The 21,603-nt window shown below is 41.4% G+C and carries 15 protein-coding genes; 4 read left to right on the forward strand and 11 right to left on the reverse strand.

Annotated elements, in window-relative coordinates:
* Positions 1–65 precede the first annotated feature (65 nt).
* Genes B7698_RS00860 through rexB form a run of 3 tightly spaced genes read right to left on the reverse strand, consistent with a single transcriptional unit; the run spans position 66 to position 8,187 of the window.
* Positions 66–1,244 (reverse strand): hypothetical protein, encoded by a 1,179-nt coding sequence (locus tag B7698_RS00860; RefSeq protein WP_084864350.1) that lies wholly within the window; start codon positions 1,242–1,244, stop codon positions 66–68.
* A 17-nt stretch (positions 1,245–1,261) separates the two neighbouring features.
* Positions 1,262–4,915 carry a helicase-exonuclease AddAB subunit AddA gene (addA, locus tag B7698_RS00865; protein WP_084864351.1) on the reverse strand — a complete coding sequence of 1,218 codons (3,654 nt, stop codon included), beginning with the start codon at positions 4,913–4,915 and terminating at the stop codon, positions 1,262–1,264.
* The gene (rexB, locus tag B7698_RS00870; RefSeq protein ID WP_084864361.1) at positions 4,912–8,187 is read right to left on the reverse strand and encodes an ATP-dependent nuclease subunit B; all 3,276 of its coding nucleotides are present in this window, start codon (positions 8,185–8,187) and stop codon (positions 4,912–4,914) included. Before rexB ends, addA begins: the two co-directional genes overlap by 4 nt.
* A gap of 117 nt (positions 8,188–8,304) precedes the next feature.
* On the opposite strand from rexB, the gene B7698_RS00875 reads away from it, so the two are divergent.
* On the forward strand, positions 8,305–9,114 hold the full coding sequence (locus B7698_RS00875) for a Cof-type HAD-IIB family hydrolase (protein WP_000593586.1): 810 nt from the start codon (positions 8,305–8,307) through the stop codon (positions 9,112–9,114).
* A gap of 94 nt (positions 9,115–9,208) precedes the next feature.
* On the opposite strand, the gene aguB is transcribed toward B7698_RS00875, so the two are convergent.
* From aguB to B7698_RS00905, 6 genes are read right to left on the reverse strand one after another with little or no spacing between them, the layout of a single operon-like run.
* Complete coding sequence (gene aguB, locus B7698_RS00880) at positions 9,209–10,084, reverse strand: N-carbamoylputrescine amidase (RefSeq protein WP_001246745.1); 876 nt, start codon at positions 10,082–10,084, stop codon at positions 9,209–9,211.
* A 9-nt stretch (positions 10,085–10,093) separates the two neighbouring features.
* Positions 10,094–11,179, reverse strand: coding sequence for an agmatine deiminase (aguA, locus tag B7698_RS00885; RefSeq protein WP_084864352.1), 1,086 nt, complete (start codon positions 11,177–11,179; stop codon positions 10,094–10,096).
* A complete protein-coding gene (nspC, locus tag B7698_RS00890; RefSeq protein ID WP_084864353.1) occupies positions 11,176–12,303 on the reverse strand; it encodes a carboxynorspermidine decarboxylase in 1,128 nt (375 codons plus the stop codon). The genes aguA and nspC overlap by 4 nt, the downstream gene beginning before the upstream one ends.
* Complete coding sequence (locus B7698_RS00895; RefSeq protein WP_084864354.1) at positions 12,303–13,562, reverse strand: saccharopine dehydrogenase family protein; 1,260 nt, start codon at positions 13,560–13,562, stop codon at positions 12,303–12,305. Before B7698_RS00895 ends, nspC begins: the two co-directional genes overlap by 1 nt.
* Positions 13,559–14,419, reverse strand: a complete 861-nt coding sequence (gene speE, locus B7698_RS00900; RefSeq protein ID WP_084864355.1) for a polyamine aminopropyltransferase — start codon at positions 14,417–14,419, stop codon at positions 13,559–13,561. The genes B7698_RS00895 and speE overlap by 4 nt, the downstream gene beginning before the upstream one ends.
* Positions 14,420–15,880, reverse strand: coding sequence for an aminotransferase class I/II-fold pyridoxal phosphate-dependent enzyme (locus B7698_RS00905; RefSeq protein WP_084864356.1), 1,461 nt, complete (start codon positions 15,878–15,880; stop codon positions 14,420–14,422). It abuts the gene before it with no gap.
* A 711-nt stretch (positions 15,881–16,591) separates the two neighbouring features.
* Between B7698_RS00905 and B7698_RS00915 the strand changes: the two genes are divergently transcribed.
* Positions 16,592–17,287 (forward strand): VIT1/CCC1 transporter family protein, encoded by a 696-nt coding sequence (locus tag B7698_RS00915; RefSeq protein ID WP_000005264.1) that lies wholly within the window; start codon positions 16,592–16,594, stop codon positions 17,285–17,287.
* 42 nt (positions 17,288–17,329) lie between these two features.
* Here B7698_RS00915 and B7698_RS00920 read toward each other — a convergent pair whose 3' ends face one another.
* Together B7698_RS00920 and B7698_RS00925 are read right to left on the reverse strand one after the other, a co-directional pair.
* Positions 17,330–19,318 carry an ABC transporter permease gene (locus B7698_RS00920; RefSeq protein ID WP_084864357.1) on the reverse strand — a complete coding sequence of 663 codons (1,989 nt, stop codon included), beginning with the start codon at positions 19,316–19,318 and terminating at the stop codon, positions 17,330–17,332.
* 1 nt (position 19,319) lies between these two features.
* The gene (locus tag B7698_RS00925) at positions 19,320–20,078 is read right to left on the reverse strand and encodes an ABC transporter ATP-binding protein (protein ID WP_000173372.1); all 759 of its coding nucleotides are present in this window, start codon (positions 20,076–20,078) and stop codon (positions 19,320–19,322) included.
* 570 nt (positions 20,079–20,648) lie between these two features.
* Here B7698_RS00925 and B7698_RS00930 point away from each other — a divergent pair.
* Complete coding sequence (locus tag B7698_RS00930; protein WP_084864358.1) at positions 20,649–21,209, forward strand: hypothetical protein; 561 nt, start codon at positions 20,649–20,651, stop codon at positions 21,207–21,209.
* Positions 21,209–21,406 carry a hypothetical protein gene (locus tag B7698_RS00935; RefSeq protein ID WP_050223462.1) on the forward strand — a complete coding sequence of 66 codons (198 nt, stop codon included), beginning with the start codon at positions 21,209–21,211 and terminating at the stop codon, positions 21,404–21,406. Before B7698_RS00930 ends, B7698_RS00935 begins: the two co-directional genes overlap by 1 nt.
* The last annotated feature ends 197 nt before the right edge of the window (positions 21,407–21,603 follow it).

A 21,603-nucleotide genomic window follows, 5' to 3' on the forward strand; every position in this document is an offset into this window, starting at 1 on the left:
GATTTCAAATCCACTTAATTTATATATTAACTTTATATAAAATTCTAAGACTTATATATTTAGTTTTAGATGAGTATTCGAGATAAAAATGGGACTATGCAATTTGTCAGAATTCCCTCTATCCAGTTTTCCTGTGCTGAGGAGAGATTATCTGCCTGGAGGCTTTCTTTTAGAAAATCGCGGACTTGTTCTGGTTCAATCTCAAACTCAAAGGCTTTCATCTTGTAGAAAAAGTCGATGAGATTCCCAGATAAGTAATCATCTGAAAAGGGTACTTCACCACTTTTTCGATACTCTAGCAAGAGTCGAGCAAATCTGGCTTTTTCATCAGGCAAATCATGAAAATAGGAATTAAGAAGCCAAGTCTGCTTCTGCTTTCGTTCAATAGGATCTTGACTTGCAATTCTCTGATCCTTTTCCAACTCTTTTTGGTTTTGTTTGGCCTTGATAGCCCGTTCTGTTCGATTTTTACCAAAAAGAATTTTCTCCCACTTGCGTTCTTCTTGAGTCAAGGTCTCCGTAAAGCCAAAGTAATCTTGATAGGCTCGTTCTGCAGGTCCCATGGCAAGAATGAGATTGTCAGCGTACTGCTTGGCGATTTTATCTCTCTTTTTGCGCTCTTTCTCTGCTTGGATACGGAGTTCTTGTTCGTAATCAATTTTCTCCTTGCCTAGCTTGACAAGGTAGAGTTGGTCATCTGGTTTTCCAAGTAAAAAGGGTTTGATACACTTTTCAAGGACTTCTTCCATCCGAGCCTTCTTCTTAGGCTCTGCCTTGGTCCAACTTCCTCCCTGAAAGACTTCTAGGAAAAGCTGGTAGTCTCTCTCAGGCGCAAATTGATTGCCACGATTGGGTTTGAAAACACCTTTTTCCCAGAGCCATTTTAGAAGTCGCTCGTCAAAGTCACTTTTATTGACCTTGATTTTTTCCTTTTTCTGAGCTTTTCTGGTTAGATTTTCAACCTTTCTTAGCAGTTTTTCTTCCTCTTCCAATTGCTGGTCAAGAGACAATCGATGAAAATGACGAACGCAGTCGCTACCTATAGGAAATAGTCGTTGACCAGTCACTCCGTTAAAGAGTTCGTAGGCGTATTTGATGGCATTTCCACAGACACAATTGCTACGGCCGATACCGTTAAAAATCAAGGAAACTTCATTCCATTCCTTGGTAGCTTGTTCCCAAGTATCAGCTTTTGAAGCCTGTAAAACCGCATCATGCAGGGATTTTCTAACTGGAAGTGTCATGAGGTCTCCTTTCTAGATTATACTTTTACAACTTGAACCTCGTCTTTACCGAGTAAAATCAAGTATTTGTCAATATTTTCAATCGAATAGGCTCGAGATAAAGCCTCTCCGTATAGGGCTAACTGACCACGATAACGGTCTATGAGTTGACTTGGTTCATCATAGCGGTCTGTCTTATAGTCGAACAGAACAATTCTGTCCTCGTAAAGCAGATAGCCATCAAGGATACCACGGACAACAAAGTCTTCCTGACTCTTTTGGTCTCGTTTGAGCATGGAGAAAGGTTGCTCGCGATAAAGATGGTTGGTATTAGAGAGAATTTCCTGACCGAGTGCTGTGTCAAAGAATGCAAGAATTTTATCAAGATTGATTTTGTCTCTGACAGCTGGGCTGGTTTGAACGTGTTTGAGAGTTTCTGTTAGGCTAGCAAGGGTTGGTCGCTGACTGAGGTCAATTCTCTGCATCAGTTCGTGGGTAGCACTACCAATCTCAGCTCCTGTTACCTTTTCTTTGGTTGAAAAATCTGGTAACTCAAAGCTAATTTTCTTGTCTACTGACTGGCCTTGACCTGCAATCTCGACACCTTCCATATCCATAACTGGTTCGTAGAATTTCTTGATTTGACTTGGAGTTTGAACACTTGGCAGTTCAATGGCTGCGCGGTGAAGAGTATTATAAACTTCCACCTCTTTCAGCATTTCCAGTGCTTCTTTGATGGTTTCAGACTGGCGATTGTCTGCTTGAGAGCTATCTTGTAGAGGGCTCTTGTTTTCCAACTCACCGATAGCTTCTCTAGTCAACTGATCTTCGCCAACAAAACGATAACTAAAGTTGAGATTGTCCTTGGCAAACACTTTGGTAATAGCCCAAAGCCAATCTTGGAAATTCTTGGCTTGCAGTCTGGTATTGCTATTTAGTTTCCCATTTTTAGCTTCTGGGTATTCCTTGGATTCCAGCTTTTCACGCGAACCCTTGCCGACAAGATAGATCTTTTTCTCAGCCCGCGTCATGGCAACATAAAGGAGACGCATCTGCTCTGAGTAGCTTGCCAGCTGTAATTCCTCTTCATTCTGCCTATAGGTCAGGCTAGGAATAGAGAGCTTGATGGTTTTCGGATAGTGAGCTTCTACTGCTCCTGTCTCCATTTTGGCAATGTATTTGACACCTAGTCCATTTTTACGACTGAGAATGACTTCTGACATGCTGTCTTGCTTATTGAAGTCCTGATCCATATTGAGAATAAAAACGTAAGGAAACTCCAGCCCTTTACTCTTGTGAATGGTCATGAGTTCTACAGCATCCTTAGGCGGTGCAACTGCCACGCTTGCAAGATCGTGCTGGGCTTCTAAAACTTGGTCAATCATACGGATAAAACGAGACAAGCCCTTGAAATTGCTCTTTTCAAACTGGTCAGCCCGAAGAGCTAGGGCATAGAGATTGGCCTGTCTAGCAGGGCCATTTGGCAAAGCTCCAACATAGTCATAGTAAAAACGGTCGTTGTAAATCTTCCAAATCAAGTCATAGAGAGAGTGAGTTTTGGCATACAGACGCCAAGAAGCCAAGATATCCATGAATTGATTTAGTTTTTCAGTTAAATCCGTATGAATTAAGTTTTTCTGGCTAGCTACTTGTTTTTGAGCATTGACCAGTTTTTCATAGAGATTTTCTTGAACTTTATCTTCTGCTTTCTGGAGAGACAAGCGTGCCAACTCGTCCTCATCAAATCCAAACATAGGAGACTTCATGAGAGCAACCAAGGCATAGTCTTGCAGGGGATTATGAATGACACGAAGAGTGTCTAGCATGACTTGCACTTCTAGGGATTGGAGATAATTGTTTTGCTCGCCGTCTGTTTTGACAGGTATCCCGTACTCAGACAAGGCAAGGAGAATTTGATCATTACGACTGCGGCTGGAAGTCAAAAGGGCAATTTCTTTAAAAGCAACACCTTTTTCCTGATGAAGTCTCAGAATCTCCTTAATGACTAGGCGCATTTCACCTGTGAGTTTAGTATCTGCTTGGCTCTCTTTTTCCTCTTGCCCACTGTCGTCCTTATCGTAGAGGAGAAATTCTGCCTTGTTATCTGGATTAGGAGTCAGTTTGGTATTGGCAAAGACAAGCTGGTGCATGCTGTCATAGTTGATTTCTCCGACTTCTTGGTCCATAAGGCGTGCAAAAACATCATTGGTTGCTGACAGCACTTCTGAACTACTACGGAAATTTTCCTTGAGCAGAATTAACTTGCCCACTTTAGGATTCTGTGCATAGCGTTGGAATTTTTCATTAAAAATCTGCGGATCTGCCTGACGAAAACGATAGATGGACTGCTTGATATCCCCCACCATAAAGCGATTGTGACCATTCGACAGCAATTCCAACATCCGTTCTTGAATGTGGTTGGTATCCTGATACTCATCGACCATGACTTCGTGGAAGCGTTCCTGATAAGCCTCACGAACTTGAGTAAAATTCTCTAAAATCTCAATAGTGTAATGGCTGATATCAGCGAATTCAAAGGCATTTTCCTGACGTTTACGCTGGCGATAAGCCTCCACAAAATCCCTCATGAAGGTTTGGAAAGTCTTAGCTAGTTCCCATGTGTCTTCATGATAACGTTCTTGATAGTCGAGAATGCTTATCTGGTCTGACAGCTGTCCTAGTTTAGCAAACTGGGTCTTTCTCTCTTCGTTGTAGGCATCAGCCAGGGGCTTCAAATCAGCCTTACGACTTGCATTGGTCAGAGCCCGACCATTTTTCTCCTTCGAGATGGTGACAACACGCGCAAGCACTGCCTGATAAGCCTGACTATCGGACTCTTGATTTAAGGAGCCAATTTCATCTAAAATCAACTGAACATTTTCTAGATAAGCAGCCTTTGGAAACTCCTTAGCATCATTATCCAGATGGTAACGGAAAAAGCTTTCCAAGTCCCAAAGGGCTTGCTTGATTTGCTCAGTCAGTTTTTCTTTTTCACTGGTAAAATCAGCTTTTTCAAAGCCTTTTAGGAAAGACTTACTTAACCATTTCTGAGGGTTGCTGGTGGATTGGAGGAAGTCATAGATTTTATAGACTTGCTGGCGTAGCCCCCGTTCATCTTTTCCACGTCCAGCAAAGTTTTTCAGCAAATGACTAAACTTTGCTTGCTGTTTACCCTGGTAATGCGCTTCAAAGACCTCATGGAAGACTTCGTTTTTTAGAAGGAGTTGCTCGCTCTGGTTTTGTAAAATACGGAAATTAGGCGCAATGTCAATCAGATAGCCATGTTTGCCAAGGAATTTTTGTGTGAAAGAGTCCATGGTACCAATGGCAGCGTTGGGTAGGTCTGCCAACTGACGGCCTAAGTGTTGTTTGAGGTCAACGTCATCGCTTTCTTGGATTTGTTGGCTGATTTTCTTTTCCAAGCGCTCCTTAAGTTCAGTCGCAGCCTTGACGGTAAAGGTTGAGATAAAGAGTTGACTGATTTCCACACCACGCGCCAATTGGTCTAGAATGCGCTCGGCCATGACAAAAGTCTTCCCAGAACCAGCAGACGCTGAGACAAGGATATTTTGACCAGAAGTGTAGATGGCTTCAATTTGCTCAGCAGTTTTCTTTTGTTCCTTGCTCGAATTCGCTTCTGCTTCTTGCAATTTTTGAATTTCTTCCTCAGTTAAAAAGGGAATAGGCTTCATTGATTCAACTCCTCTCTTATTTTTTCAAACCAAGCTTGCTTGAGTTTTTCTCCGACAAGACGCTTGCCGTCAGCCAAGTCCAACTTTTCTAGAAAACGGGCTTGGCCCAAGTGGTAATTAGCTTCAAATCCTGTGATGGCTTGATGTTGCTGAACATACGGTGCAATACTTCTGCCATTTTCAGTATAAGGGTTAATGGCGAACTGACCTTCTAAAATTTTCTCAGCTGCTTTCTTGTAAAGTTGGGCATTGTAGTCCAGTAGGAGCTGAAATTCCTCATCCGTCAGCTGATTGGCCTTATTTTTATTGTAAAATTCACCCAAATGACTGCTTTCTTTTTCTAAAAAAAGCCCTTGGTATTTCATTGACTTGCTAGCTTCTACTACTGCACCTGCCAGACTTTTAACGGCCATCAAAGATTGGACAGGCTCAGCCATTTCCAAGTACATAGCGCCGAAAAAGTTCTGCTCCCCTTCTCTTTTTAAGGCAGCTAGATAGGTTGGCAACTGGGAATTGAGGCCATTAAAGAAATGAGGAAATTGGAACTGAGTTAGACTAGACTTGTAGTCTACTACTCCTATCGCTCCATCAGCTTTCAAACGGTCAATCCGGTCAACCTTACCTCGTACAAAGACACTGCGACCATTGTCCAATTGAATAAAGGCTTGCTCTTTTCCACCAAAATTTGCCTCTTCTTTAATGGTTTCGATGGCTGGATTGTGTCGGAGAATATGTCCAGTTGTCCGTGCAACATCAAGCAAAACTTCCTTGGTAAACTGGGCTTCCAAACTTTCCTGATAAATAGCCTCAAATTCCCGTTCTTGACTGGTTTCTTGAATAGCTTGTTCTAGACGGTGGTCAAAGGGAGCTTCGTCAGGCAACTGCAAGGCACGTTCAAAAATACGATGCAAGAAATTCCCGTGACTGCGGGCATCAGGACGCAGACGTAATTCTTCCTGCAAGCCTAAAACGTAGCGGAGGAAATAACTGTATTGGTTCCGGTAAAACTCCGTCAAACCAGAGGTAGACAGGTAAAATTCCTGTTCAGCAGGATAGAGAGCTTGTAAGGTATCCTTAGCCAACTGCTTACTGCTTAGGCTGGTTGGGAGTGCTGGATTTTCTAAACCTTTTTGGTCTAGTTTTTTACCCATGACACGCGCCAGAACCTTGACAAAGGTCAAATCTTGCTCAGTCTCACTCATCTCGCCCTGCTGGTGATAGGTAACCAGACTGGACAAAAGACTGTGATAGGACCCCATATCTTCCTTAGACATCCCTTTGTGATTCATCCTCTTCTCTTTCCGACTAAATCCAAAATGGACTAGCTCCTGAAGATAGGTTGACTCCTTGCTTTCACTCTCATTAAAAAGGCTTGGAGCTGACAAAACCAACTGCTTACGTGCAGAATTGACCAAGGAAATCATAGTATAGCGATTTTTCTTGAGATTTTCACTGCTGGCAATCAGCAATTGCGCTTCCTCTTCAGTCGCTTGGTTTAAGCTTTGTCTTTCTTCATCTGTCAAAAGGCTAGTATTTTGCGCGATTTTTGGTAAATTGTCTTGAGTCAGCCCAATGGCATAGACAAAGTCAGCAGTCAGTGGTGCAATCAAATCGTAACTCTGCACCAGAACGGTGTCCACTGTCGCTGGAATGGTACGGTACTGAGATAGACTCATCCCAGAATGAAGCAAGGCTAGGAAGTCCTCCAGACTAACTTGTGAACCAGCAAAAACAGTCGCAAATTGTTCTAAAACATGACAGAATGCCTTCCAAACTTCAGCTTGTCTTTCCTGTTCAAGAGTTTCCATAGTGGCTGTCAAATCTTGCAACTGCTTGGTCACCGCTCCTTCTTTTAGAAAGACCTTCCACTTTTGCAAGAGATTTTCAGCCTTCTGCTTTCGGCTGGCAAATAGGGTTTCAAGAGGGGCTAAAATACGCAGACGAAGAGTATTCAAACGAACTAAATCAAATTTTCCATGATGGGATTTTGTGAAGGTTTGCTGAAAGGCTGGCAAGCCATTGATACCAAGATAGCGGATATATTGCTCAAATGCGTCAATATCTGACTGACTAAGGTCGGTATACAAACCTGTTCTAAGAAGGTTTATCAAATCCTCCTGACGGAAACGGTAGCGTTTTAAAGCCAAAATAGACTCGACAAACTGTGTCAAAGGGTGGTGGGCCATGGATTCGCTTCTACCAAGATAGAAAGGAATCTGATACTGGTCAAAAATGGTTTTCAGCGATAACTGGTAAGAAGCTACATCCCCCAAGAGAATACGAAAATGCTTGTAACTCAGGTCTGAGTTCTCATGTAATTTCTGACGAATGCTCCGAGCCACCAACTCCAACTCTTCCTTTTGCGTCAAACAAGACCAGATTTGCAGGTTTTCACGGTCCTTATCATTGACCTCCAAAGTGAGCTCTGAAAAGTCATAAGAAGACTCCAGCAAACGAGAGGCCTTGTCAAAGCTATCCATCTTCTCATGAGTTTGAGAATAATCCTGGGCAGGTGTTTGGTATTTAAAGGCTAGATGATGGAGAAACTCCACACTGGCTTGATAGAGATTGCCTTCAGAGAATGGACTGGTATAGGCTTTCTTACTAACATAAGCCCCAATAACAATCTCAACACCCTTGGCATGAAGTAAGTCCACAATCCGCTCTTCCTCAGCAGAAAAACGGGTAAATCCATCAATAACCAAGGCGATTTGAGTAAAATCACTACTTACCTTGTCATTCTCAATAGCTTCAATCAAATGGGATAACTGACTTCCCTGAGCTAACTGCCCTTGATTGAGGTAGGCCGTTACTTTCTCAAAAATCAAGAGTAAATCGGCTCTCTTATCCTCATCCGTCAAACTCTCCAAGTCCACAAAACTCATCTGAGCTTTGGTCATCTCATGATAAAGATCAATCAACTGCTGGATAAACTGAGGATCCTGCTTGATGGCGCCGTATACTCGTAAGTCTTTTGGATCAAGTTCAGTAAGACATCTGTAAAAGGCCATACCAAGACCGATATCATCAAGACTGATCTTAGCTGGCAAATCATTCAAAATCAGGTAACGAGCCATTTGAGCAAAGCGCGTGACGGTAATCGCAAAAGAAGCCTGCTGGGACAAGCATTCCAGCACGGCGCGTTCCTTTTCAAAAGAAAGAGAGTTGGGAGCGATGTAAAAGACCCGCTTGCCAGCAGCAACTAACTCTTCTGCCTCTCTAGTTAGAATTTCTGTCAAAGAAGTCCGAATATCAGTATAAAGTAATTTCATCTCCGCCTCGTTAGAATTTTTCATTACCTTTTATTATACCATGATTAGCCCGAAGATTCCTCCTCCTTTCCTCCAAAATATGCTATAATAATACCAAAAGAAAAAGAAGGAAGACCTATGATTAAACTACTAGCCTTGGATATGGACGGAACCCTCCTCAATGAAGCCAAGGAAATCCCACAAGCTCACATTACTGCTATTCACCAAGCTATTGAAAAAGGTGTCAAACTGGTTCTCTGTACAGGTCGCCCGCTTTTCGGTGTCCTCCCCTACTACAAAAAATTGGGACTCGACCTCCAGAATGAGTATGTCATTGTCAATAACGGTTGTTCAACTCACCAGACAAGTGACTGGGGACTAGTTGACTGGCAAGAACTTAGTCCAGCAGACATCGAATATCTCTATGACCTAGCTGAAAAAAGTGATGTTCAGTTGACTCTTTTTGATGAGGAGCATTATTTTGTCCTCGGTGGTAAGCCTAATGAAATTGTTCAAAATGATGCCAAGCTGGTCTTTTCAGACCTGACTGAAATTTCTCTTGAGGAAGCGACTAGTGGCAAGTACCGTATGTTTCAAGGGATGTTTTTGGGGACAGATAGCCAAACGGACGATTTTGAGCAGCGTTTTGCTGAGGAGCTTTGCCAACGATTTAGTGGAGTTCGTTCGCAGCCTGTCATTTATGAAGCGATGCCACTTGGAACGACAAAGGCCACTGCTCTTTCTCGACTAGCAGATATTTTGAAGATTGATTCCTCAGAGATTATGGCTATGGGCGATGCTAATAACGATATCGAAATGCTCCAGTTTGCAGGCCTTGGTATTGCTATGGGAAATGCCAGTGATTATGTCAAATCTCTTGCGGATGCCGTTACAGCAAGCAACGAAGAAGACGGCGTTGCGCGTGCTATTGAGAAATATATTTTATAAAAAGAAAAGCAAATAGGCAGAGGTTACTGCTATTTGCTTTTTTTATCATGACAGTCGTCAGATATTCTAAAATTTGTAAATATAGGTTTGCTTGCTAGTCCGTAATCCATTGATACATTTCGGGTCTTCTATCTCGAAACAAGCCCCAGTTTAGGCGTTCGCTTGCTCCCTTGTCTAGGTCATAAGTTGCTAACAGAACAGCTTCTTCTTGTCTTTCAGCTCGTTCTAGAATAGCTCCTGTTTCATCCGTCATAAAGGATGAACCGTAGAAGTCAAGACTGGAACTCTGTCCACCATTTTCCTCACTTGGAGCGACTTCCTCTAATCCATAACGATTGGCTGCGATGACTGGAACAATATTTGCTGCTGCGTGTCCTTGCATGGTACGTTGCCAATGACCACAACTATCTGTATCCAAAATCGGCTCTGAACCGATGGCTGTAGGATAAAAGAGCAATTCAGCACCATTCAATGCAAGACAGCGCGCTGTTTCAGGGAACCATTGATCCCAACAGATACCGATCCCAATCTTGGCATAGCGAGTATCCCAGACCTTGAAACCTGTGTTGCCAGGCGTAAAGTAAAATTTCTCTTGATAGTAATGATCATCTGGTATGTGGGTCTTTCGATAAACACCCAGCACTTCCCCATCTGCATCAATAACGGCAATGGAGTTATACAAGACATTGCCATCTTTTTCATAGAAACTGATCGGTAAAACAACTTGTAGTTCCTTAGCAATCACCTTAAAATGCTGAATGGCAGTATTGTCTGTCACCGACTGGGCATGCTGGTAGTAGTCATACTGACGTTCCTGACAAAAGTATGGACGTTCAAACAATTCGGGTAAAAGAATAATTTGTGCGCCTTGTTCTGCAGCCTGACGTACTAAACGCTCTGCGGTTTGGATATTTGTTGACACATCCTTAGCGCATTGCATCTGAATGGCTGCAACTCTTACATTTCTCATCTTTTTCTCCTATTCTGGGATTTGTTGGGTGATACAGTGGATATTGCCACCACCTAAAAGAATATCTCTGGCTGGTATTCCGACAACTTTACGGTCTGGAAAACACTTGCTGAGGATATCTAAGGCCACTTGGTCGTTTTTATCCTGAAACTGAGGAACTAGGACAGCCTGGTTGGCAATATAAAAGTTTACGTAGGAAGCTGCTAGTCGTTCACCTGCGTATCGCTCTTCTTCTCCTTCTTCATAGATGTAGCCTGGTAAATCCTCTTTGGTTACAACTTGATGAAGAGCTGGAATTGGAAGTTTATGAATGGTGAACTGACGACCTTTTGCATCTGTTTCCTTTTCTAAAAGCGCTAAATCAGCTGCTGACATGGCATATTGAGGATCGCTTTTGTCGTCTGTCCAAGCCAAAACAAGCTCAGCAGGACCAACAAAGGCAGCAACATTGTCAACGTGTTCATTGGTTTCGTCCTGATAAATACCATAAGGAAGCCAGATAACTTTTTCAGCTCCAAGGCACTCTAATAAGGTGGTTTCGATTTCTTCCTTACTAAGATGAGGATTGCGACCAGAACTAAGCAAGCAACTTTCAGTCACGAGAATGGTTCCTTGACCATCGCTATGTATCGCTCCGCCTTCCAGTACAAAAGGCTTGGCATCATAAACAGGCATTTCCAAGGTCTCAGCAAAACGACTGGCTACTTGGTTATCATCTTCATAATCTTGATAAAGACCATCAACAGCACCACCCCAAGCATTGAAAGACCAATCCACGGCTAATTTCTGGCCTTCATCATTGATAAGAATGGTCGGACCCGTATCACGCGCCCAGGCATCATTGGTGGGAATGTCTAGATAAATAACCTTGTCTCCAAGATAAGATTGGGCTTCAGCTAAGTAGTCTTGGCCAACCAAAAGATAGACTCTTTCCCCTTCTGCTATAGTCTTAATGATCTGGCTGAAAGCTCTTTTGGCAGCCTTTCCTTGAAAGGGCCATGAACCTGGTCGAGTTGGCCATATCATAAGGGTACCATGATGGGGCTCGTATTCTGCTGGCATGCGATAGCCTAATTTTTTGGGACTGTCCATCATGATAATCTCCCTTTAAAGTCTTGATAACCAAAAGATTTGACTAATCTGCAGTCACCCTGCTCATCCATGAGATAGAGACTTGGCAATCCAATACCATTAAAGGTATTATTTTTGACAAATGAGTAAATAGCCATATCTTCAAAATAAAGTCTATCACCGATTTGAACTGGATTTTCAAAGCTATAATCACCAATCACATCTCCTGTCAGACAGGTATTGGAAGAAAGTCTATAGGTATGGGCTTTTTCCTGAGCGGCAAATCCATTTCTCAAAGGTGGACGATAGGGCATCTCAAGTACATCAGGCATATGGCAGGTCGCAGAGGCGTCTAAAACCAAGATTTCCATACCGTTTTCGACAATATCCAATACTTCAGTTGCTAGATAACCTGCATTGAGCGCAATGGCTTCACCAGGCTCGATATAGATTTCAAGATTGTAAGTTTCTCGGATACGCTTGATCTCAGAAATCAGCAAATCTACATCATAGTCCTCTCTTGTGATGTGGTGTCCGCCCCCCATATTGAGCCATTTGACCTGATGCAAATAGGCTCCAAATTGCTCTTCTACTGCTTTCAAAGTTGTCTCTAAATCATCTGCTCCCTGCTCGCAAAGGGTGTGAAAATGAAGACCATCCACCAAATCCAGCAAATCACTCGGTATCTTGTCTGAAGTTACTCCAAAACGGGAGCCAGGGGCACAAGGGTCATAGAGAGCGTGATCTCCTTGAGTTGAACATTGAGGGTTGATGCGCAAACCAACACTGACACCAGCCTCCCGACAACGGGCCCCATGTTTACGCAACTGTCTCTCAGAATTAAAGACGATATGGTCCGTTATCTCAAGCAATTCCTCCAAGTCCGCATCCTTGAAAGCTGGCGCAAAGACATGGACTTCTCCTGGGAATTCTTCTCTAGCTAGCTTGGCCTCATAGAGACCACTAGCTGTCGTACCTGACAGATACTGGCTAATCAAGGGATAGGTTTTGTAGAGGGAATATGCTTTCTGGGCAAGCAAAACCTTGCAACCGGCTTCTTCCTGAACTTGCTGTAAAATACGGCAGTTGGCTTCTAACTTGGCCAAGTCAATGACATAGGCTGGTGTGGGTACTTGTTCTAGCTTCATTAGTCCACCATTTGTGGGTTTTCTACCACAACCCATGGCAAACCATACTCATTCAAAGCTTCCATGAATGGATCTGGATCCAATTCTTCAAGGTTGTAAACTCCAGCTTGTTTCCAAGTACCGTTCATAACCAATTTTGCCCCAATCATGGCTGGAACGCCTGTCGTGTAAGAAATGGCTTGCGAACCAACTTCTGCGTAGCATTCCTGATGGTCGCAGACATTGTAGATGTAGATGGTCTTTTCAACGCCATCTTTTACACCTGTAAAGATACAGCCAATATTGGTTTTACCTACAGTACGTGGGCCAAGGCTAGCAGGATCTGGAAGCAAAGCTTTCAAAAATTGAATCGGAACAATTTCTTGGCCGTTGAAGTTAATGGTATCCGTACGAAGGAGACCGACATTTTCCAAGCATTTCATGTGCGTCAAGTATGATTGACCAAAGGTCATAAAGAAGCGAATGCGTTTGACACCTGGAATGTTCTTGGCCAATGATTCGATTTCTTCGTGGTGAAGGAGATACATATCTTTTTGTCCAATTTGAGGGAAATCATACTCGCGCTTGATAGACATGGCTTCGACTTCGACCCATTTTCCATCTTCCCAGTAAGAACCTGGCGCAGAAACCTCGCGTAGATTGATTTCTGGGTTGAAGTTGGTCGCAAATGGATAACCGTGGTCACCGCCATTACAGTCTAAAATGTCGATATAGTGGATTTCATCAAAATAGTGTTTGAGGGCATAGGCTGAAAAGACACTAGTCACACCTGGATCAAAACCAGAACCAAGAAGAGCGGTCAAGCCAGCTTCTTTGAATTTCTCCTGATAAGCCCATTGCCATGAGTAGTCAAAGTAGGCTGTAAAACCAAGTTCTTTGCAACGTTTCTCATAGATGGCACGCCACTCAGGATTTTCTGTATCCTCTGCCTCGTAGTTAGCTGTGTCGATATAGTGAACTCCAGTCGCTAAACAAGCGTCCATAATGGTCAAGTCTTGGTATGGTAAAGCTACGTTCAAAACGGCTTCTGGCTTGTAGTTTTCAATCAAAGCAATCACTTCTTCGACATTATCTGCATCAAGGGAAGCTGTCTCAATTTTAGTATTTGTTTTGCCTTCCAATTTAGCCTTCAAGTCATCGCATTTTGACTTGGTACGGCTAGCAATCATAATCTCTGTAAAGGTTTCGCTATCTTGGCAAATCTTTGAAATAGCAACTTGGGCAACGCCCCCACATCCAATAACTAGTAAACGACTCATTTTTTTTCTTCCTCTTCTTCTAAAATGTCCTCAACATACTTGGGCAACATAAAGGCCCCTACATGTAAGTTTGCGGTGTAGTATTCTGTGAAAAGCTGGCGTTTTTTCCAGCCTTCCTTGTCAAAATCTTTGACAGGGTGATATTTTTTCGATGCAAATCCAAACAACCAATAGCCAGCAGGACTAGTTGGGATATGTGCCTGATAAACCCGACTGATTGGAAAGGCTTGATTGACCTTACGGTGCATGCTTCGGCAAGCTGACTCATCCTCGTCAAAGAAGGGACTCCCATGCTGATAGATCATGATACCGTCCTCTTTCAAAGCTCTGTAGCTGTTTCCGTAAAATTCCTTGGTAAAGAGCCCTTCCGTATGTCCAAATGGATCTGTCGCATCGTTGATGATAATATCGTAGTCATCTTCGCAGTTTCGTAAAAAACGAAGACCATTTTGGTAGTAAATGGTAACACGAGGATCATCTAGCCCTGCAGCAAAGTCTGGGAAATACTCACGACAGACCTCAACCAACATCTCATCTGGTTCCACAATATCGATTTGTTCCAGTTCAGGATAGAGGGTTAATACTTGAGCAACACCACCGTCACCACCCCCAATAACCAAGACTTTCTTGGGATTTGGGTGGACAGCCATGGGAACGTGTACGGTCATCTCATTGTAAACAAAATCATCTGCATCTGAAAACAAGACGTGCCCATTTAAGATCAGTATTTTCCCAAAAGCTGGCGTATCCAAGACTTCGATATCCTGCCATTCACTTTTTCCAGCATAGAGTTGCTTGGCAGTTCTCAAGGACAATTTCACATCTGGAGTATGAACTTCAGAAAACCATAAATCCATCTAGTTCTCCTTTCTCTTAATGACGTTGATGTGATTGACCTCTGGATCTTCCGTCCCTTGGAGGGAGCAACCACGTTCCTTAGCAAATTGGATATAGGCTACAATTTCTCGTGTAATACGTTCACCAGGAGCCAAGATAGGAATTCCTGGAGGATAGCACATGACAAATTCTCCGCAGACTTGTCCAACTGACTCGTCTAAGGTCAAACTTCTTCTCTCTGAATAGAAGGCTTCTTGCGGAGACAGAACCAACTCGGGTTGGATATATTCTCCAGCAATCAAATCTTTTCCATCTCTTGAGTAGAGTCTCTTGATATCAGCCAAAGCACCAACCAAGCGCTCGATATCTTGGATACGATCTCCAATGGAAATATAGGCCAAGATATTGCCGATATCACCAAATTCAATTTGAATATCGTATTCATCCCGCAAGAGGTCATAAACCTCAATACCGGTTAAGCCAATACCCTGGGTGTAGACTGACAACTTAGTCACGTCAAAATCACAAACGGAAACACCGTCTATTAACTCTTTAGAGTAGGCATAGTAGCCACCTATGGCATTGATTTCACGACGAGCATACTCGGATAGCTCAATGACTTTCTCAAACGACTCTTTCCCGCGAAGAGCTAGGTTGCGACGTGAAATATCCAAACTAGACATTAACAAATAAGAGGCAGATGTAGACTGGGTCAGGTTGATTATCTGACGAACATACTCAGGATTCACCTGCTCCCCAATAAGTAAAATGGAACTTTGGGTCAAACTCCCACCAGACTTATGCATGGAGACTGCTGCCATATCAGCACCTGCATCCATAGCAGAAATTGGAAGTTTATCTGTAAAATGCAAATGCGCTCCGTGGGCTTCATCTACTAAAACCATCATACCAGCTTCATGAGCCATTTTTGTCAATCCCCTTAGGTCTGAACAGATTCCGTAGTAAGTAGGATTGTTAATCAAAATGGCCTTGGCATCTGGATGGTCCTTTATGGCCTTGGCTACTCGATCATTTTCAAGACCTAAAGCGATACCAATCTTAGGATCTACACCCATCTCGATATAGATGGGAATGGCACCACATAGAACCAACGCATTAATAGCAGATTTATGGACATTACGTGGCAGAATAATCTTATCTCCAGCCTTGCAGGTTGACAGAATCATAGTCTGCACCGATGAAGTTGTTCCCCCAATCATGAGAAAGGCATGGGCTGCTCCAAAAGCATCCGCCGCTAGCTCCTCTGCATCCCGAATAATCGAAATGGGGTGACCAAGATTATCCAAGGGTTTCATCGAATTAACATCAATGCCTACACATTTTTCACCTAGCAGTTCGACAAGTTCTGGATTTCCCCGTCCACGCTTGTGACCTGGAACATCAAAGGGAACAATCCTTTTCTTGCGCAACTTCACCATGGCCTCATAAATTGGGGCTTGGTTTTGATCTAACTCTTTCAAGACATACTCCTTTACCGTATTTGTAGCGCCTCAAGAAGACGAAGGCGACTAAAGGTTGACTCATGAAAAAAGAGCAGGTTTTCACCTGCTCTGCAATCTTCTGACGTTTTTATGTTTGTTTCTGTTGAGTATGTCTGTTCCCGATGTTTCCTAACTCTCTAGTAGCAAATATTACGTACTTTATTGATCGTTTCACAAGATGACGTGTGCTTTCACCACACTAAAAATTTATGAATTAGGACAAGTGTCCTAACATCAACTTATAAAAGTAGGCTTTTAACCCTATCAATAATGTGGTTTTTCAACCACGCTTCGGCATTCAACCCTGCCTGTCCGTAGGCGTTTTTTACTCGGGTTTATATTTGCTAGAAAACATCATCTCATTTTCTAAGCTTTATTACTATATCATGTTTTTAAGAACTTGTAAAGCGGTTTACGAAGAAAATATAAAAATAGTTCGTAAAATATTTGGATTTTATTTGATTTAATACTAACTTTTCTCTTGTAAACGATTATAAAGTGAACAAAATGATTTTCATATTTAATTTAAAATTCTTTATGATATTCTATACACTTTACCCTCGGTGTTTGATCTATTAGAGAAGATGTCGACATTTTTATATCATTAAAATCGTGCAACTTTTTTCAGATACTTTTAAAAGATTGATTTCCCTATATTTTTCCTTTATACTGGATAAAAAGGAGAATAGTATGTCAGAAACAAATCACGAAATCGATTCAAATTTTGCAGGTCGTTTAAATATCCTGCGTGCGGGTGTTCTTGGTGCCAATGATGGAATTATTTCCATTGCTGGTGTGGTTATCGGGGTTGCTAGTGCTACGAGTAATATCTGGATTATCTTTTTATCAGGATTTGCAGCTATCTTAGCTGGTGCCTTTTCGATGGCTGGTGGAGAATATGTATCTGTTTCAACTCAAAAAGATACCGAGGAAGCAGCCGTTGCGCGTGAGCAAGTCTTGCTAGACCAAGATATGGAACTAGCCAAAAAGTCTCTCTATGCAGCCTATATCCAAAATGGAGAATGTGAAACCTCTGCTCAACTCTTGACCAACAAAGCCTTTTTAAATAATCCGCTCAAGGCTTTGGTAGAGGAAAAATATGGGATAGAGTATGAAGAGTTTACCAATCCATGGCATGCTGCTATCTCTAGCTTTATTTCTTTTTTCCTTGGTAGCTTACCACCCATGCTTTCAATTACCATTTTCCCAAGTGAATACCGTATCCCTGCTACCGTCCTTATCGTCGGTGTGGCCCTTCTTCTCACTGGTTACACTAGTGCCAGACTTGGAAAAGCACCAACCAAAACAGCTATGATTCGGAACCTCGCTATTGGCCTCTTAACTATGGGAGTTACCTTCCTGCTCGGACAACTTTTCAGCATTTAGAACATAAGAAATACCTCGATTTTGAAGTCGAGGTATTCTTTTTTACATTTGCACAATCTTGCGATAGCTTCTTGAAGTAATCATGAAAATCAGCACATAGGCGATGAGGAAGACAGCGCAGATAGACAAAGTCACTGTCAACATCATAGTCGCATCCAGTACACCAATCACTTTTAAAATCAGACTAAGCATATGGTAGGCAAAGGCTAGGTGTAGGAAAGCAAAGAGCAAAGGGAGGAAGAAAACAGTTAAAACCTGTTTGTTAATGGTTTGCTTGATTTGCTTTTGATCTAAACCGACTTTCTGCAAGATAATAAAGCGTTCACGGTCTTCATAGCCTTCAGAAATTTGTTTGTAATAGATGACCAGAACCGTTCCGACCATAAAGATAATGGATAGGAAAATACCGATAAAGAAGACACCACCAAAGAGGGCACTCATTTGAGCACTAGCATCTGCTAGATTGCTACCATACACATAGCTACCTTCCGTGTTTAATTGAGCATTAAACTGGTTGAGGTATTTATCATATTCTTCAGCGACCTTGAGTTGTTCTTCTTCGTTGGCATTTACATTCATACCACCGTAAAACTGATTATAGATAGCCGAATCTGGGAATTGATCCAAAAAGGCTTGTAAATTAGGTACAACAAGGTAATTGTAATCAGCAGTCAAAATATTAAACTGATTTGGAACATGGTTTACAATGAAATCTTTAGTAAATTCTTCTTTGACAGAAAATTGATGATCATTTAGAGTTAGAGCTTTCTGTTCTTTAACTCCCTCATTCTTTGCAAAGAGTCCGACCTCATTTCCTGATAGAGACAATTTTTGGCCAGTCATATTTTCATAATCTTTTTGGTCAAATACCATGAAAACTGTTGTGGGTTGGACACGATTTTGTCCTTTTTCAAAAAGGGTTAACTTGCTACCTTCTTGGTTTGCAACACCAAAGTAAGCGTAACGAAGCACTTCTTTCTCTTTAATCTTATAACCTTTATCACTTGCAAACTGGCTCAAGAGTTTGTCCAAGTCTTCTTTTTCAACATTTTGCCCTGAAACCCCAAAATCATGAGGATTTAGAACTTTTTTAAAGCTTTCTGAGGCATTGAAAATACTAGTCGCTGCTGACATGGTTACCAAAACCATTGTTGACAAAATTGCGATAGTTGCTAGTCCAACCGCATTTTTCTTCATACGGAAAATCAAGTTGGAAACAGATATGAGGTTATTAGGTTGGTAATAGTATTTCTTGTTTTTCTTTAAGATTTGGAGGAAAACGGTAATCCCTGCATTAAACAAGAGATAGGTTCCAATTATAACCAGCAAAACAGCTAGGAAGAAAGTTGTTAGGGCTGTAAGAGGATCGGTTACCGTAAGGGCAAGATAATAGCCAATCCCTAAACTTATGGAACCAAGAATAGTTTGGAGAGGTAGGAAACGACCTCTTTTCTCTCCACTTGCTTTCTCACGCGAGAGCTGGAGGGCATTCATACGGGCAATTCGAAGGGCATTCAGGAACATGAGGCCTAGGAAAATCAAACCAAAGACAAGAAGTACTGCAATGACAACATTCATTTGGAAGGTAGCGACTAGTTCTACCTTTAATTTCATCAGTTTGAGTAGGAAAGCGAAAATCAACTTGTCAAACAAGGCTCCAATACCGATACCTGCTCCAACAGTTAGAATCCCAAACACCACTAACTCCTTAAAGGTCATACTGATCAGATGACGCTTCTCCAAGCCCAACATGCCATAAATTCCCAGTTCCTTGGAACGGTTTTTCATAACAAAACTATTGGCATAGAGGACGATAATGGCTGACGCAAGGGTGACGACAAACATACCAAATCCAAGTGTAGCCTGAATGGTTGTTCCTCCACGAATTTCCGCAATCTTAGGATTAAAGGTTAGAGAGTAAAAGAGATAGGTCACTGTGACTGCCAAGAGAACAGCCAACGCAAAAGGATAGTAGAGTTTGCGGTTTTTAATCAAGTTCGATACCGCTAACTTATTGGTTAATCGAAACATACTAATTCACCTCGCTTGCCATGACAGTCAAGGTATCAGAAATTTCTTGGAACATCTGACGCTCTGTCTTCTCTCCACGGTAGATTTGATTGTAAAGAATGCCGTCTTTGATAAAGAGTACACGTTTAGCTCTGCTTGCTGCTGCTGTGGAGTGGGTTACCATGAGAATAGTTTGGCCACGCTCATTGATTTCATCAAAGACATCAAGTAAGGCTGCAGATGACTTGGAATCAAGGGCTCCTGTTGGCTCATCGGCTAGGAGAATTTCAGGTTCTGTGATGATGGCACGGGCTACTGCTACACGCTGTTTCTGACCACCTGAAATCTCGTAAGGGTACTTCTCTTGCAATTGGTTGATGCCTAGATTCTCAGCTGTCACCACCAATTTCTTCATCATCTCCGTAATGGGTCTTCTTGACAAGACAAGAGGAAGCAATATATTGTCTTTAACAGACAGAGTATCTAGCAAGTTAAAGTCTTGGAAGACAAATCCTAGCTTTTCACGACGGAAGCTAGAAGCCTGTGAATTTTTAATGGTTGCTGTATCAGTTCCATTCAAGTAAACCTGGCCACGAGTTGGTTTATCCAGCATAGCTAGGATATTGAGAAGAGTTGATTTACCAGAACCAGACTCACCCATGATAGCGACGTAATCACCCTTTTCTACGGTAAAGTGAATATCCTTTAGGGCCTCTACTTGGTTGCCCTGAAAACGAGTTTTATAAATTTTTTGAACGTGTTTTACATCTAAAAGTGTCATGAGAATCTCCTTTCTTAATATCCCATCAAATGAAATGTAGCTTGCATCATAGCGCATCCCAGCTGAACGCGCTCGATTTCTTTGTGACTTGGTTTTCTTCTTTTCTTATGTAAGATTTGTTTCATGATGTTACTCCTTTGTTCTTTATGAGTCTAGTTTACATCAAAAAAAGACCGCTTGCCATAACCTAACCTTACAAAAGAGACTTTAATCTTACATTTTTGTAAGATTGAGAGAAATGTAAGTGATAGTTTAATAATAGAACAGGTTGAATCTGGAGCAGTATACTGTTGTTTCTAAAACATTATTAGAAATTGGTTTGAATTTCTCAATCAATTTATTGAGTTTTTATTTCATTTCACTTTCACTTTTGATTGACATATTTCATTTCACTATACAATAAATCACTTGACTTTTTACTCTAAAAATTATAAAATGTATTTATGAAAAGGCTTACTTTAGAAAGGAGAAAAAATCGGAAACTATAATTTGAGTAAGCTTACACTTCATTAACAAAAGATTTCTATTATAAAAATTTATTTTAGCTCTTTTTCAGAAAGTGTGAATATTATGAAAAAAATCTTAATTACTTTTGTTGCTATCTTTTCACTATTTTTCTGCTCAACTGTTTTTGCAGATGATACTAATACAATAGTGAGCGAAACTATGACCGCTCAACAGCTTGTGAATCAATACGCAACTGATTACGATATCACATTGGAGCAAGCATCAGATTTACTTGGTATAAATTTATACGAACGCTCTTCACAGACATATAGAACAATTTCTACGCAAATAACTGTTACAAACTCCTATAAACCATCTATTTCTTTCTACTGCGAAACAACCGAATATGGAACCTATCATGGTATAATAAGGGTATTAAGAACAGAAATAAATAGAAATTATAACGGAATGTCGAAACAGTTTTCCGGTTCATTGTACGTAAATTTAGAACAGGCTGATAGAATATTCTATATAATTAATGGAGATTTCTTTAATAATGGTAGTTCAACTTTAAGTGGTGGACTAAATATCGGAATAGGAGAAAGCGCTAGTGTAAATTTCGGAGGTTCCTACGTTTCTAATCACTATAAGTATGTATATCATGAAGGAAGAGTTCATTTTTAATGAAACACAAAGAACATATACTCATCGGACTTCTCTATCTCCTCTCTCCATTCATCGGTCAGCTCTTAGTTGAAAAGACATACTTTATCGGTACAGAATTTACAGCTACTGCTTATGCTATTTGCTGGCTATCAGTTGTTATCAGCATCCACCATTTTTCAAAAAATGTATTGTCTCAGCAAGAAAAAACAGATTAAAAAACTAAGTTTAAAATAATATTTTTAGTTTGTAGAAGAAGCTGAGAAAATCTTATTAAAAGTAAAAAAGCTTTAAATCAAGCAGTTTAGACTATTGATTTAGGCTCTATAATATTTGTAGTGGGTAAATCCCCTATAGATATTATGGAGCCGTTTTTATTGTAGAAAAAAAGTCCCATAAGATCTATAATGAAAAG

The organism is Streptococcus mitis (assembly GCF_002096855.1).
Lineage (GTDB): Bacteria > Bacillota > Bacilli > Lactobacillales > Streptococcaceae > Streptococcus > Streptococcus mitis_Y.